The sequence below is a fragment of the Geodermatophilus sp. DF01-2 genome (assembly GCF_004571065.1).
Taxonomy (GTDB): Bacteria; Actinomycetota; Actinomycetes; order Mycobacteriales; family Geodermatophilaceae; genus Geodermatophilus.
The window spans coordinates 1-14,186 of record NZ_SPQN01000095.1 but is presented as its reverse complement, the minus strand read 5'-3'; the positions used below and the strand labels follow the sequence as shown (position 1 = coordinate 14,186).

Below are 14,186 nucleotides of genomic sequence, written 5' to 3'. Positions count from 1 at the left end.
TACGGCGGCCATGGCGAGAGGGAAACGCCCGGACCCATTCCGAACCCGGAAGCTAAGCCTCTCAGCGCCGATGGTACTGCCCCGGAGACGGGGTGGGAGAGTAGGACGCCGCCGGACAACCATTCCATGAAGGGCCCTCACCACCCGGTGAGGGCCCTTCATGCAGGTCCAGGACAGATCCGCCGCCGTCGGCGGCCGACGGGGCGTGGCCGGCTCAACGGCGGGCGCGGGACTCCTTCGTCGTCGCCCCGACGTTGTCGGCGAACCAGGCGTTGAGTGCCGTCAGGTCGTGCCAGGAGGTGCGGACCTCCTCCAGGGCGCGCCGGTCGTGCAACCAGTCGGCGGGCTCCCACCGCCGTGTCGCGTGCAGGGATCTGTGCCGCAACAGGTCCCCGCGGGGACTGTCCGCGCCGAACCCGGACGGGAGGCGCACCAGCCGGTCACCGTCGATCGACCACCCGGCCGCTGCGAGCCGGTCGACCTCCGTCTGCAGGCGTGGTCCCTGGACGTCGTCGGCGACCGCACGGCGGTAGCGGGCCACCTGGTCGGACTCCAGCCGCCAGCAGCCGCCGGCCACCATCAGTCCGCCGGCGGACACCTGCACGTACCAGGCCCCGGCGCCGCGGCCGTCCGGGTGGAGAACGGCTCCCTGGTGTGTCTTGTACGGCGTCTTGTCGTGGCTGAAGCGGACGTCCCGGTAGGGGCGGAAGAGCTTGGCAGTGCCGACCTTCGGCTCCAGTTCGGCCAGCAGTGCCTGCATCGGCGCCCGGACCGCGGAGTCGTAGGTCGCCCGGTGGCGGGTCCAGTACGTCTTGCTGTTGTCCGCCTCCAGCCCCTCGTAGAAGACCAGCCCCTCGTCGGGAAACCCCTCGAACCTCATCGAGTTTCGTCCGTCTCCTCGAGCAGGGTGTGCCAGCGGACCTCGCGCAACGGAGTCCCGCCGGTGTCCAGTGTGCGCACCCACCCGTCGCGGGCCCAGCCCGCCGACTCGAAGAAGTCGGCGGACACGGTGTCCTGTTCCGGCAGCCACACCTGCAGCCGCGCAGCCCCGGTACCGCGGGCCAGGTCGGCGACGGCGGCGAGTAGTCGGCTGCCGTGGCCGCGCCGTCCCCACCGCGGCTCGACCAGCAGCGGAGCGACCTCGGTGCTGGGGCCGGCCGGGTGCGGGCGCTCGCCGTCGGCCAGCTCCGGCGGGCCGTAGGCGGCGAAGCCGACCACCGTGTCCTGCTCGACGGCGACGAGCACGCCGTGCCCCGGGGTGGGCGGTGCCTCGACCGCCACCCGCCAGGCATCCGCGGCCGTCGTCTCGCCCCAGCTGTCGAGCACCTCGAGCGGCAGCACGCTCCGGTACGCCGTCCGCCAGGTCACCGCCTGCACGCGGGCGATCGCTCTGGCGTCGACTGGCCGGGCGGGACGCACCGACACGTCCGCTGTCCCCGACCGGCGGGGGAACGGCGAGGGGGGCTGCACGCAGGGCAGCGTAGGCCGCCCTCGGGTCCCTCCCGCGACCCGTCGGAGCCCCGAGGCAGGATCGGCGCCCGTGGGAGCACCCGTCATCGACCGGCTGCCGGCCGCCCTGGCCCGCCGCATCGCCCTCGCCGCCCAGGGGTTCACCGATCCGCGGCCCGCGGGCGCCGTCGACACCCGCCAGCTGCGCCGGATGGCGTCCCGGCTCGCCGTGCTGCAGATCGACTCGGTGAACGTGCTCTCCCGCTCGCACTACCTGCCCGCGTTCAGCCGGCTCGGCAGCTACCCCCGGGAGGCCCTCGACGACCTCGCCGGCCGCCGCCGCGAGCTGTTCGAGTACTGGGCCCACGAGGCGTCGCTGCTCCCCGTGCGGCTGCACCCCTACCTGCGGTGGCGGATGGCCGCCGCCGAGGAGCACGCCTGGGGGTCGATGGTCCGCATCCAGCGCGAGCGGCCGGGTTACGTCAGGGAGGTCCTCGAGCGGGTGCGGGAGGCCGGCCCGCTCAAGGCCAGCGACCTCGCCGAGCCGCGGCCCGACCGGCCCGGGAGCATGTGGAACTGGCACGCGGGCAAGGTCGCGCTGGAGTGGCTGTTCTACAGCGGCGTGATCACCACCCGCGGCCGGACGGCGGGCTTCGAGCGGGTGTACGACCTGACCGAACGGGTGCTGCCGGCCGCCGTCCTGCAGGCACCCACCCCGGAGCCCGCCGACGCCGTCCGCGAACTGGTGCGCACCGCCGCCCGTGCCTTGGGCGTGGCCACCGAGCGGGACCTCCGGGACTACTTCCGGCTGCGGCCCCCGGCGGCCCGGGCGGCGGTCGCCGAACTCGTCGAGTCCGGCGAGCTCCTCCCGGTAGCGGTGGACGGCTGGGGCGCCCCCGCGTGGCTGCACCCCGAGGCCCGCCGTCCCCGCTGGATCCGGACACGGGCCCTGTTGAGCCCGTTCGACTCGCTGGTGTGGGAGCGGCCACGGGTCGAGCGCATCTTCGGCTTCCGCTACCGGCTGGAGATCTACACGCCGGCCGCCCAGCGGGTGCACGGCTACTACGTGCTGCCGTTCCTGCTCGGTGACCGGCTGGTCGCCCGCGTCGACCTCAAGGCCGACCGGCAGGCCGGCGTGCTGCGGGTCCAGTCGGCGTTCGCCGAGCCCGGCGTGGACCGCGCCGAGGTGGCCAGTGCCCTCGCCGACGAGCTGGCGCTCATGGCCGGCTGGATGCTCCTGGAGGCCGTGGTCGTGGAGGAGCGCGGCGACCTCGCCCCCGAGTTGGCCGCCGTCGTCCGCTGAGCGGACCTCAGGTCTCGCCCAGGCCGGCCAGCCGCCGGACGACGGCGAGGCCCGCGGGCCTGCCCGGCCAGGCGCGCTGCAGTGCCGGCGCGCCGGCCGCGCGCACCACCGACCGTAGCGCCAGCGCCACCACGACCACGTCGTCGGCGTAGCCGAGCACCGGGACGATGTCGGGCACGAGGTCCACGGGAAGGAGCAGGTAGCCCAGGAGCAGCCACAGCCGCGCCCGCACGCCCCGCGGCAGGGCCCGGTCGGCGGCCAGCCGGCGCACCAGGCGGACGAGGTCGGGCAGCAGTCGCAGCGCCTCACGCACGGTCAGGTCCGGCGGCCGCGCCCGCCACAGCAGCAGGAGCAGCACCCCCCACAGCAGGAGGAGCCCGCCGGCGACCGCGACGAGCCCACCCCACCAGTCCACGCTGACGAGTCTGACCGGGAGGACGGGAGCGATCGGTGGGTGACCGGTGTCGCGGCCCGGTGTCGGCACCCGCCCGTAGTCTCGGGCGCGTGGGAAGCGGAACCGACGGCCCGATCGACACCCAGTACGAGGACCTGCTGCGCCGCGTGCTCGAGCACGGCACACCCAAGGAGGACCGGACGGGGACGGGCACCGTCAGCCTCTTCGGGGAGCGGCTCCGCTACGACCTGTCCGAGCGGTTCCCGCTGATCACGACGAAGTCGGTGCACTTCCGGTCGATCGCCTACGAGCTGCTGTGGTTCCTCCGCGGCGACAGCAACGTGCGCTGGCTGCAGGGCAACAAGGTCACCATCTGGGACGAGTGGGCTTCCCCGGAGGGTGAGCTGGGCCCGGTCTACGGCGTCCAGTGGCGGTCCTGGCCGACACCGGACGGTGACCACGTCGACCAGATCTCCGGCGTCCTGGAGACGCTGCGCACCGACCCGGACTCGCGGCGCATGGTCGTCTCGGCCTGGAACGTGGCCGCGCTGCCGGAGATGGCGCTCGCACCGTGCCATGCGCTCTTCCAGTTCCACGTCGCCGACGGGCGGCTGTCCTGCCAGCTCTACCAGCGCAGCGCCGACATGTTCCTCGGCGTCCCGTTCAACATCGCCAGCTACGCGCTGCTCACCCGCATGGTCGCCGACCAGGTGGGCCTGGCCGCCGGCGACTTCATCTGGGTGGGCGGCGACTGCCACGTCTACAGCAACCACGTCGACCAGGTCCGCGAGCAGCTCTCCCGCGAGGTGCTGCCCTTCCCGGTCCTCGACCTCGCCCCGGCGCCGTCACTGTTCGACTACACCTACGAGCACTTCACGCTGCGCGACTACCGCCACCACCCGGCGATCCGCGCCGCCGTGGCGGTCTGACCGCGTGCCCGTCGGGCTGGTCTGGGCCCAGGCCCGGGGCGGGGTGATCGGCGCCGACGGCCGCCTGCCGTGGCACCTGCCCGAGGACCTCCGCCTGTTCCGCGACCTCACCATGGGTGCCACCGTGGTCATGGGCCGGCGCACCTGGGAGTCCCTGCCCGGGCGGTTCCGCCCGCTGCCCGGACGGCGCAACGTCGTCCTCACCACCGACCGGTCGTGGATCGCCGACGGCGCCGAGCCGGCCGGTGGGGTCGACGAGGTGCTGGCCCGGGCGGACGACGCTGACCTGTGGGCGATCGGTGGTGGCCGGGTCTACGCCGCCTTCCTCCCGCACGCCGACCGGGTGGTGATCACCGACGTCGACACCGCCGTCGAGGGGGACACCTGGGCCCCCGAGCTGGGCGGGAGCTGGGTGCGGGCGTCGCGCGCCCCGGAGGCGGGCTGGTCGGTCTCGGCCACCGGACTGCGGTACACGGTGTCGGAGTACGCGCGTGCAGCGACCGACGCCGCCGTGTCTCCCGGGGCCGGTCGGTAGATTCTGGGCATGACCAGCGACCCCGCCCGGCCGTTCGGGCGTGTGCTCACGGCGATGGTGACCCCTTTCGCCGAGGACGGCTCGATCGACCTGGCCGGGGCCCAGGAACTGGCCGCGCACCTGGTGGACCGGCAGGCGCACGACGGCCTGGTCGTGCTCGGGACGACCGGCGAGGCGCCGACGCTGAGTGACGGGGAGCAGTCCGCCGTCCTCGAGGCGGTGGTGGACGCCGTGGGGGACCGGGCGATCGTGGTGGCCGGCGTCGGCACCAACGACACCGCGCACTCCATCGACAACGCCCGGCGGGCCGAGCGGCTGGGCGCCCACGGCCTGCTCGTCGTGACGCCCTACTACAACAAGCCGCCGCAGGCCGGGCTGCTGCGCCACTTCACCGCCGTGGCCGACGCCACCGACCTACCGGTCATGCTCTACGACATCCCGCCGCGCTCGGTCGTCCCCATCGAGGTGGACACCCTTGCCCGGCTGGCCGAGCACCCGCGCATCGTCGCGGTGAAGGACGCCAAGGCGGACCTCGGCGCGGTGATGCAGACCCTGGCCCGCACCGACCTCGCCTACTACAGCGGCGACGACGTGCTGAACCTGCCGCTGCTCGCGGTCGGCGCGGTCGGCGTCGTGAGCGTCGCCGGGCACCTCGTCGGCCCGCGGCTGGCCGAGCTGATCAGCGCTGTCGAGTCCGGCGACCTGGTCAAGGCCCGGGCGGTCAACGAGAGCCTGCTGCCGGTCTGCACCGGCCTCTTCCGCACCCAGGGCGTCATCCTGACCAAGGCGGCGCTGCGCGAGCTCGGCCTGCCGGCCGGGCCGGTGCGCCCGCCGCTGGTCGACGCCACCCCCGAACAGCTCGCGCAACTGCGCGCCGATCTCGCCGACGGAGGCATCCACCTGTGAGCGCGACCCTGTGACGACCCCGGCCACCCAGCCCCACCTGGACCTGCAGGCCCCGCCGCCGCTGCCGGCCGGCGGCCTGCGGGTCATGGCTCTGGGCGGGCTCGGCGAGATCGGTCGCAACATGGCCGTCGTCGAGTTCGACGGGAAGCTGCTCGTCATCGACTGCGGCGTGCTCTTCCCGGAGGCCGAGCAGCCCGGCGTCGACCTGATCCTGCCGGACTTCGGGGTCATCGAGCACCGGCTCGGGGACGTCGTGGCCGTCGTCCTCACCCACGGGCACGAGGACCACATCGGCGCGCTGCCCTACCTGCTGCGCCTGCGCGGCGACCTCCCGCTGGTCGGGTCGCGGTTCACCCTCGCCCTGGTCAAGGCCAAGCTGCGCGAGCACCGGATCGATCCGGTGGTGCTGGAGGTGGCGGCCGGGGACGACCACGTCGCCGGCCCGTTCCACTGCGAGTTCATCTCGGTCAACCACTCGATCCCCGACGCGCTGGCCGTCGCCGTCCACACGCCGGCCGGACTCCTGGTGCACACGGGCGACTTCAAGATGGACCAGCTGCCGCTCGACGGCGTCCTCACCGACCTGGGCGCGTTCGCCCGGCTCGGGCTGGAGGGCATCGACCTGCTACTGGCCGACTCGACCAACGCCGAGGTGCCCGGCTTCGTCACCTCGGAGCGGTCCATCGGCCCGGTGCTCGAGGACGTCTTCGCCCGCGCGACGCAGCGGTTGATCGTCTCCAGCTTCGCCAGCCACGTGCACCGCATCCAGCAGGTCCTCGACGCCGCGGAGACGCACGGGCGCAAGGTCGCCTTCGTCGGCCGGTCGATGGTCCGCAACATGGGTGTGGCCCGTGACCTGGGCCTGCTCCGGGTGGCCCCGGGGCTCATGGTGGGCCTCGACGAGGCCACGAGCATGCCGCCCGAGCAGGTCGTCCTGGTGAGCACCGGCTCGCAGGGCGAGCCGCTGTCGGCCCTCGGCCGGATGGCCCGCGGCGACCACCACCAGGTGACCATCGAGGCCGGGGACACCATCGTGCTGGCCTCCTCGCTGGTGCCGGGCAACGAGACCGCCGTCTACAAGGTCATCAACGGGCTCGCCCGGCTCGGCGCGACCGTGATCCACAAGGAGACGGCGATGGTGCACGTCTCCGGGCATGCGCCCGCCGGCGAGCTGCGCACCCTGCTCAACGTCGCCAAGCCGCGGCACCTGATGCCGGTGCACGGTGAGTGGCGGCACCTGCGGGCGCACGCGGCGTTGGCCGAGCAGACGGGCCTGCCCGCCGACCGGGTGCTGCTGGCGGAGAACGGCGTCGTCGTCGACCTGGTGGACGGCAAGGCGACGATCACCGGCTCGGTGCCGGTCGGGGACGTCTACGTCGACGGGCTCAACGTCGGCGACGTGGGGGAGGAGTCGCTGCAGGAGCGGCGGATCCTCGGCGACGAGGGATTCGTCGCGCTCACCGTGGTGATCGAGCCCTCCACCGGCACGATCGTGCGGCCGGTGCACCTCTCCGCCCGCGGCTTCGCCGACGACCCCGCCGTCTTCGACCCGGCGCTGCAGCTGGTCGAGGAGAACCTGCGCCGCACGCTGGCCGACGGCGTGACCGACCCGCACCGGCTCTCCCAGGTGATCCGCCGGACGATCGGCAAGTGGGTGTCCGACACCTACCGCCGCCGTCCGATGATCATCCCCACCGTCCTCGAGGTCTGATGCGGAGTCGCTCGGTGACGGAAAGCGTCACCGAGCGACTCCGCTGACCTCGATCGGCGCAATGCCCTCCTCCTCGGGCAGCGCGAAGCCCCACACCTGGGCGTAGAACGACAGCTCGCCGTCCAGCGCCGCGCGGATGTTCTCCGCCCGCCGGAACCCGTGCTGCTCGCCGGGGAAGAGCAGGTAGGCGTGCGGCACTCCCTTCTCGCGCAGCGCGGCGACGATCGCCTCGGCCTGCTCGGGCGGCACCACCCGGTCCTCCGCGCCCTGGAAGACCGCCAGCGGGGTGTCGAACGCGTCGACGTGCGCGATCGGCGACCGCTCGGCGTAGACGTCGGCGCCCTCGGGCCACGGCGCGACGAGGAAGTCCAGGTAGCGGGACTCGAACTTGTGCGTGTCGGCGGCCAGGGCGGCGAGGTCGGCCACCCCGTAGTGACTGGCGCCGGCGGAGAAGACACCGGGCCGCAGGCAGAGCGCCGCGAGCGTCGTGTACCCGCCGGCCGAGCCGCCGCGGATCGCCATCCGGGCGCGATCCACCCGGCCCGCGTCGGCCAGGGACTGCGCGCAGGCGACGACGTCGTCGAGGTCGACCACGCCCCAGGCCCCGCGCAGCGCCTCGCGGTACCGCCGTCCGTAGCCCGTCGAGCCCCGGTAGTCGACGTCGGCCACGCAGAAGCCGCGGGAGGTCCAGTACTGCACCTCGAGGTTCAGGACCGGGGTCGCCGCGGCCGTCGGCCCGCCGTGCACGACGACCAGCAGCGGCGGGAGGGCGCCCTCCGGGGCGGTCGCCTCCGGGTTGGTCGGCGGGTAGACCAGCGCGTGCGCCTCGCCGATGCCGGTGCCGCGCTCCGCGGTCGGGAAGGTGACGTGCTCGGGCCGGGAGAACCAGGCCGCGTCCACGCCCAGGTCGCGTGCCGGCCGCAGCAGCTCCGCGGCGCCGTCGTCCGCCGCGACCCGGAGCACGACCGGCTCGCTCGCCGGGCTGCCCGCCACGCACACCACCGACCGGCCCGCCGCGGTCACCGAGCGGAACGCCGTGTACGGCAGGTCGAGCTCGCGGACCGTGCCGTCGGTCTCCCGCACCGCCAGCCGGTCGGCGCCGTCCCGGGGGAACGCGAGGACGACGCGGCCGTCCCCGAGCGGCGCGAAGCGCCGGGCGCCGAAGCGCCACTGCGGGCCGGCGATGTCGGCGCCGACGTCGAGCACCGCCTCCACCTCGCCGCCCGGCCGCCACCGGTACAGCGCCCAGACGTCGGTGCGGTCGGCGCAGAACCACAGCGCGCCGTCGGCGTCCCATGTCGGCTGCACCACGGACTCCGCCGTGCCGCCGGGGGAGCGGCCGCCGGCGACGACCGCCTCGCCGCCGTCCGGACCGCGAACGACGAGCGCGGCGGCGTCCCACGGCATGTCGGGGTGCTGCCACTGCAGCCAGGCGAGATGCCGGCCGTCGGGGGAGGGACGCGGATCGGAGACGAAGTCCGGCTCGCCGACCAGGACCTCCACCTCGCCGTCCGCGCCGATGCGCACGACCTCGTTGGTCACGTCGGCGGCCGCCCCGCTCGCCGTGTGCGTCTCGCGGACGGCGAGCAGCCCGCCGTCCCCGGCCGGGATGAGGTCGGCGTACCGGACCCCGGCCGGCAGGTCCGGTTCGGGGGTCACCGCGACCGGCCGGTCGGCGCCGGGGTCGAGCCGGTACAGCCGCTGGTCCGGGAAGTGCACGAACCACAGGACGCCGCCGGACACGGCCCAGGCGCCGCCGCCGTACTCGTGCACCCGCGTGCGCGCGTTCCACGGTTCGGCCAGGACGTCGGCGGTCGTGCCGTCGTCCGCACGCCGCACCAGTGCGGAACGGCCGCCCTCGCCGGGTCGCGACTCCGACCACCAGACGGCGCCGCCGTCCACGGCCAGATCCTCGAGCCGAGCGGCGGCCCGGACGACGAGTTCCGAGGTGACGGGGGTGGGCCAGCTCCCGTAGGGGAGGGTGCGGCGTGCGGGCATGGCCCCGACCGTAGGTGGCGGACACGAGGCCGCGCCTGCCGTCGGCGGGAAGCCCGGGCGACTACCGTCGACACATGCCTGCTCGCACGACGACGACCCGACCCTCGGGCCGGTCGTCCGCGCGCGGCCGCTCCGGCTCCGGGTCGACCGCGTCCCGGAAGCGCCCGCCCGCGAAGCGACCTGCCGCCGGCGGCCGCAAGCCCGCCGCTCGCAAGCCCGCGGCGAAGAGCTCCGGCCCCGGCCTGTGGAGCGTCGTCAGCGGCGGCTGGTCGCTGCTGGCCCGCGCAGCCGGCGGCCTCGCCCGCTCGGTCGCCCGCCCGGCGGAGGCCGAACCGCTCGCACCCGAGCACCGTCGCGACGGCGTCGGCCTGGCCGTGCTCGGCCTCGCCGTCGTCCTCGGCGCGGCGGCCTGGAGCAACGGCATCGGACCGGTCGGCGCGGGCTTCGCTCAGGCCGTGCGCTGGGTCGTCGGGTCGCTGGTCATGGTGCTCCCGGTCGTGCTCTTCCTCGCGGCGCTGCGGCTGCTCCGCCGCGGACCCCGGCCCGAGGCCCGCGGCCGGCTGGCGATCGGCTGGCTCTGCGCGGTGGTGGCCGTGCTGGGCATCGCCCAGGTCGTCGGGACGGGCGCCGACCTCGCCGGGGACGAACCGGGGTCGGGTGGGCTGGTCGGCTGGGCCGCGGCGACGCCGCTGGTCGCCGGCGTGGGCACCGTCGTCGCCGTCGTCCTGCTGGTCCTGCTGGCGTTCTTCGGCCTGCTCGTGCTGACGGCGACGCCGGTACACCAGATCCCGGAGCGGCTGCGCGAGCTCGGCGACCGGCTGCTGGGACAGGCGCACGGCGACGAGGACGCTTACGACGAGGACTGGGAGGACGACGAGGAGGAGCCGGCCGAGCCCCCGGCGCCGCGCCGCGCCCGCCGCCGGTCGCTGTCGGAGGACCTCCTCGACACCGGTCCGGTGGAGACCGTGCCGGCGATCGACCACGCCGCGCTCGACGAGGCGCCCGAGGCGGTGTGTGTAGAGCCAGCGCCCGAACCGGTGCCCACCCGCCGCCCGCCGGTGGTCGACCGCACCGTGCAGCCGGCGGAGCTCGAGCCGATCACCGAGCCCGAGCAGCTGCGCATCGAGCCGGTCGAAGGGCAGTACACGTTGCCGTCGGTCAGGCTGTTGCGGGCCGGTTCTGCGCCGAAGGCCCGATCACAGGCGAACGACGCGGCGATCGAGGCGATCTCCGGCGTCCTCGAGCAGTTCAACATCGACGCCTACGTCAAGGACATGACGCGCGGACCCACGGTCACCCGCTACGAGGTCGAGCTGGGCCCCGCAGTCAAGGTCGAGAAGATCACCGCGCTGACCAAGAACATCGCCTACGCCGTCGCCAACGACAACATCCGGATCCTCGCCCCCATCCCGGGCAAGTCCGCCGTCGGTATCGAGGTACCCAACGTCGACCGGGAGACGGTCAGCCTCGGCGACGTCATGAATTCGCCGACGGCCAAGCAGGACCCGCACCCGATGGTGGTCGGGCTGGGCAAGGACATCGAGGGCCGCTACGTCACGGCCAACCTGGCGAAGATGCCGCACCTGCTGGTCGCCGGTGCCACCGGTGCCGGCAAGTCCAGCTGCGTCAACTCGCTGCTGACCTCGCTGCTGCTGCGCGCCACGCCCGACCAGCTGCGCATGATCCTCATCGATCCGAAGATGGTCGAGCTGACCCCGTACGACGGCATCCCGCACCTGATCACGCCGATCATCACCGACCCGAAGAAGGCGGCCACCGCGCTGGCCTGGCTGGTCGAGGAGATGGAGCAGCGCTACCAGGACATGCGGGCCACCGGCGTGCGGCACATCGACGACTTCAATCGCAAGGTGGAGCGCGGCGAGATCGTGGCGCCGCCGGGCAGCGAGCGGGTGTACCGGCCCTACCCGTACATCCTGGCCATCGTCGACGAGCTGGCCGACCTGATGATGGTCGCGCCGCGCGACGTCGAGGAGTCGATCGTCCGGATCACCCAGAAGGCGCGTGCAGCGGGCATCCACCTGGTGCTGGCCACCCAGCGGCCGTCCGTCGACGTCGTCACCGGCCTGATCAAGGCCAACGTGCCCTCTCGGCTGGCCTTCTCCACCTCGAGCCTCACCGACAGCCGGGTGATCCTCGACCAGCCCGGCGCCGAGAAGCTCATCGGCATGGGTGACGCGCTGTTCATGCCGATCGGCCAGGGCAAGCCGATGCGCGTGCAGGGCGCGTTCGTCTCCGACGCCGAGATCGAGGCGGTCGTCGACTTCACCAAGCGGCAGGCCGAGCCCGAGTACCGCGAGGAGGTCTTCAGCGCGGCCGAGGGCGAGAAGAAGGAGATCGACGAGGACATCGGCGGGGACCTGGAGCTGCTGGTCCAGGCCGTCGAGCTGGTCGTCACCAGCCAATTCGGCTCGACGTCGATGCTGCAGCGCAAGCTGCGGGTGGGCTTCGCCAAGGCCGGCCGGCTGATGGACCTCATGGAGAGCCGCGGGATCGTCGGCCCGTCCGAGGGTTCCAAGGCCCGTGACGTGCTGGTCAAGCCGGACGAGCTCGAGTCGGTGATGTTCACGCTGCGCGGCGGGGAGTAGAAGGACCACCCTTCTCCCACGCCTCGTCGAAGGACCCCGTCCTCCCCACCCCTCACAGGATCCATGGCCCCTGCGGGCCGCCTCGAACGATGGGAATCGCCGATTTCCATTACAGGCTCGGGGCGGGACCCGGGACGGGGCCGGCGGGACCCTGAAGGGTGGCCGCCGCACCAGGTCCGCCGGTCGGTGGCTGCCCGGCGCCTAGGATGGACCGGTGACAGCTCCGACCGACCCTGCCCGCACGGTGGCGGTGGTGACCCTCGGGTGCGCCCGCAACGAGGTGGACTCGGAGGAGCTGGCCGGTCGGCTGGCTGCCGGTGGCTACCGGTTGGTCGAGGATGCCGAGGGCGCCGACGCCGTCCTGGTGAACACCTGCGGCTTCATCGAGTCGGCCAAGAAGGATTCCGTCGACGCCATCCTGGCCGCCACCGACTCCGGCGCCCGGGTGGTCGCCGTCGGCTGCATGGCCGAGCGGTACGGCTCCGAGCTGGCCGGGGCGCTGCCCGAGGCGACCGTCCTCGGTTTCGACGACTACGCGGCGATCGGGGACCGGCTCGACGACGTCCTGACCGGCCGCCCGCTGGTCCCGCACGACCCCCGCGACCGGCGCACGCTCCTCCCGATCAGCCCGGTGGACCGCACCGCGGCCGTCGCCGCTGTCGATGCCCCGGCCATCCCGGGCCACGGGTGGCTGCAGCGACGCCGGCTGGCCTCGGGTCCGTCGGCCGCGCTCAAGCTCGCCTCCGGCTGCGACCGCCGGTGCGCCTTCTGCGCCATCCCCGCCTTCCGCGGCTCGTTCGTCTCGCGTCCGCCGGCCGAGGTGCTCGGCGAGGCGCAGTGGTTGGCCTCCCAGGGGGTCACCGAACTCGTCCTGGTCAGCGAGAACTCCACCTCCTACGGCAAGGACCTCGGCGACCTGCGCCTGCTGGAGCGGCTGCTGCCGCAGCTGGCCGCGGTCGAGGGCATCGCCCGGGTGCGGGCGGCCTACCTGCAGCCGGCCGAGCTGCGGCCGGGCCTGCTGGAGGTCATCGCCTCGACGGAGGGGGTGGCTCCCTACTTCGACCTGTCCTTCCAGCACTCCTCGCCGGCGCTGCTGCGCCGGATGCGCCGGTTCGGCGGCACCGACGACTTCCTCGGGCTCATCGACCGGGCCCGCGCGCTGGCGCCGGACGCCGGCTTCCGCACCAACGTCATCCTCGGCTTCCCCGGGGAGACCGAGGACGACGTCGCCGAGCTGGAGCGCTTCCTCGCCGAGGGCCGGCTCGACGCCGTCGGGGTGTTCGGCTACTCCGACGAGGAGGGCACCGAGGCGATCGGGCTGCCCGGCAAGCTGGACCGGACCGAGATCGACGCCCGCGTCCGGCGCATCACCGACCTGGTCGAGGAGCTCACCGCGCAGCGCGCCGAGGACCGCCTCGGCGAGCGGGTCGAGGTGCTGCTCACCGAGGACCTGTCCGCCGAGGAGGGCGCCGAGGCAGCGGAGGCCGGGCGCTGGATAGGTCACGCGGCCCACCAGGATCCCGAGGCCGACGGGACGACGACGGTCACCGGGGTCCCCGGCGGGGCGGTCGCCGGCCAGCTGGTCCCCGCAGAGGTCGTCGGCACCGAGGGGGTCGACCTGGTGGCCACGGTGTTGGTGCCCGCGGTGCGCGCATGAGCTCTCCGGCGGACCCGGCCGCGACGCCGCCCCAGTCGGCGCGGGTGGTCAACCTGCCCAACGCGCTGACCCTGCTGCGGCTGGCCGTGGTGCCGGTGTTCGCCGCCCTGCTGCTCGGCGCCGGTGGGATGGACGACGAGCGGCGCTACTGGGCGACCCTGTTCTTCGCGCTGGCGATCATCACCGACCGCTACGACGGGATGATCGCCCGGCGCACCGGCCAGGTGACCGAGTTCGGCAAGCTCGCCGACCCGATCGCGGACAAGGCGCTGACCGGCACCGCCCTCATCGGACTCTCCGTGCTGGCGCTGCTGTCCTGGTGGGTGACGCTGACCATCCTCGTCCGCGAGGTCGGCGTGACGCTGCTGCGCTTCTGGGTGCTCCGCCACGGGGTGATCGCGGCCAGCCGGGGCGGCAAGGCCAAGACCGTCGTCCAGGCGCTGGCGATCGGGCTCTACATCCTCCCCCTCGAGGGGCTGCTCGCCAGCGCCCGCTGGTGGGTGATGGCCGCGGCCCTGGTGCTGACCGTGGTGACCGGCCTGGACTACGTGTACCGCGCTCTGACGTTGCGGCGCACCAGCGTCCGCGCGACGCGCGCCGCGGCCAAGCTGCGCAGCTCCGGCACCGCCGTGTCCGGCTTCCGGGCCGACCTGCGCACCGCTGCCGGGGTCGACGCCCTGTGGGACGCCGTCCAGGCC

General features: G+C 73.9%; 12 protein-coding genes and 1 rRNA gene. 9 read left to right on the top strand and 4 right to left on the bottom strand.

Translation table 11 applies throughout. The annotated features are described in order from the left end of the window. Positions 1 to 117, top strand: a 5S ribosomal RNA gene (rrf, locus tag E4P41_RS18870). A 97-nt stretch (positions 118 to 214) separates the two neighbouring features. Here rrf and E4P41_RS18865 read toward each other — a convergent pair. Together E4P41_RS18865 and E4P41_RS18860 are read right to left on the bottom strand one after the other, a co-directional pair. Beyond that, on the bottom strand, positions 215 to 880 hold the full coding sequence (locus E4P41_RS18865; RefSeq protein ID WP_135142783.1) for a DUF2461 domain-containing protein: 666 nt from the start codon (positions 878 to 880) through the stop codon (positions 215 to 217). Next, positions 877 to 1,425, bottom strand: coding sequence for a GNAT family N-acetyltransferase (locus E4P41_RS18860; RefSeq protein ID WP_245177478.1), 549 nt, complete (start codon positions 1,423 to 1,425; stop codon positions 877 to 879). The genes E4P41_RS18865 and E4P41_RS18860 overlap by 4 nt, the downstream gene beginning before the upstream one ends. Before the next feature lie 115 nt (positions 1,426 to 1,540). Between E4P41_RS18860 and E4P41_RS18855 the strand changes: the two genes are divergently transcribed. Further along, complete coding sequence (locus E4P41_RS18855; protein ID WP_135142781.1) at positions 1,541 to 2,752, top strand: crosslink repair DNA glycosylase YcaQ family protein; 1,212 nt, start codon at positions 1,541 to 1,543, stop codon at positions 2,750 to 2,752. Positions 2,753 to 2,759: 7 nt separating this feature from the next. On the opposite strand, the gene E4P41_RS18850 is transcribed toward E4P41_RS18855, so the two are convergent. Next, positions 2,760 to 3,167, bottom strand: a complete 408-nt coding sequence (locus E4P41_RS18850; protein WP_135142780.1) for a YkvA family protein — start codon at positions 3,165 to 3,167, stop codon at positions 2,760 to 2,762. A gap of 89 nt (positions 3,168 to 3,256) precedes the next feature. Between E4P41_RS18850 and E4P41_RS18845 the strand changes: the two genes are divergently transcribed. Genes E4P41_RS18845 through E4P41_RS18830 form a run of 4 tightly spaced genes read left to right on the top strand, consistent with a single transcriptional unit; the run spans position 3,257 to position 7,227 of the window. Further along, positions 3,257 to 4,075, top strand: coding sequence for a thymidylate synthase (locus tag E4P41_RS18845; RefSeq protein WP_167761176.1), 819 nt, complete (start codon positions 3,257 to 3,259; stop codon positions 4,073 to 4,075). 4 nt (positions 4,076 to 4,079) lie between these two features. Then, positions 4,080 to 4,610 (top strand): dihydrofolate reductase, encoded by a 531-nt coding sequence (locus E4P41_RS18840; RefSeq protein ID WP_135142779.1) that lies wholly within the window; start codon positions 4,080 to 4,082, stop codon positions 4,608 to 4,610. 9 nt (positions 4,611 to 4,619) lie between these two features. Beyond that, the gene (gene dapA / locus E4P41_RS18835) at positions 4,620 to 5,516 is read left to right on the top strand and encodes a 4-hydroxy-tetrahydrodipicolinate synthase (protein ID WP_209307801.1); all 897 of its coding nucleotides are present in this window, start codon (positions 4,620 to 4,622) and stop codon (positions 5,514 to 5,516) included. A 10-nt stretch (positions 5,517 to 5,526) separates the two neighbouring features. Further along, positions 5,527 to 7,227, top strand: a complete 1,701-nt coding sequence (locus tag E4P41_RS18830) for a ribonuclease J (protein ID WP_135142777.1) — start codon at positions 5,527 to 5,529, stop codon at positions 7,225 to 7,227. 27 nt (positions 7,228 to 7,254) lie between these two features. Here the strand turns inward: E4P41_RS18830 and E4P41_RS18825 are convergent, their stop codons facing one another. Beyond that, complete coding sequence (locus E4P41_RS18825) at positions 7,255 to 9,225, bottom strand: S9 family peptidase (RefSeq protein WP_135142776.1); 1,971 nt, start codon at positions 9,223 to 9,225, stop codon at positions 7,255 to 7,257. A 74-nt stretch (positions 9,226 to 9,299) separates the two neighbouring features. On the opposite strand from E4P41_RS18825, the gene E4P41_RS18820 reads away from it, so the two are divergent. From E4P41_RS18820 to pgsA, 3 genes are all read left to right on the top strand, one after another. Next, positions 9,300 to 11,831, top strand: coding sequence for a DNA translocase FtsK (locus E4P41_RS18820; protein WP_135142775.1), 2,532 nt, complete (start codon positions 9,300 to 9,302; stop codon positions 11,829 to 11,831). A gap of 214 nt (positions 11,832 to 12,045) precedes the next feature. After that, on the top strand, positions 12,046 to 13,488 hold the full coding sequence (locus tag E4P41_RS22800; RefSeq protein ID WP_135142774.1) for a MiaB/RimO family radical SAM methylthiotransferase: 1,443 nt from the start codon (positions 12,046 to 12,048) through the stop codon (positions 13,486 to 13,488). Continuing rightward, a partial coding sequence (pgsA, locus tag E4P41_RS18810; protein ID WP_135142773.1) for a CDP-diacylglycerol--glycerol-3-phosphate 3-phosphatidyltransferase occupies positions 13,485 to 14,186 on the top strand: 702 nt, incomplete at its 3' end. The genes E4P41_RS22800 and pgsA, both read left to right, overlap by 4 nt.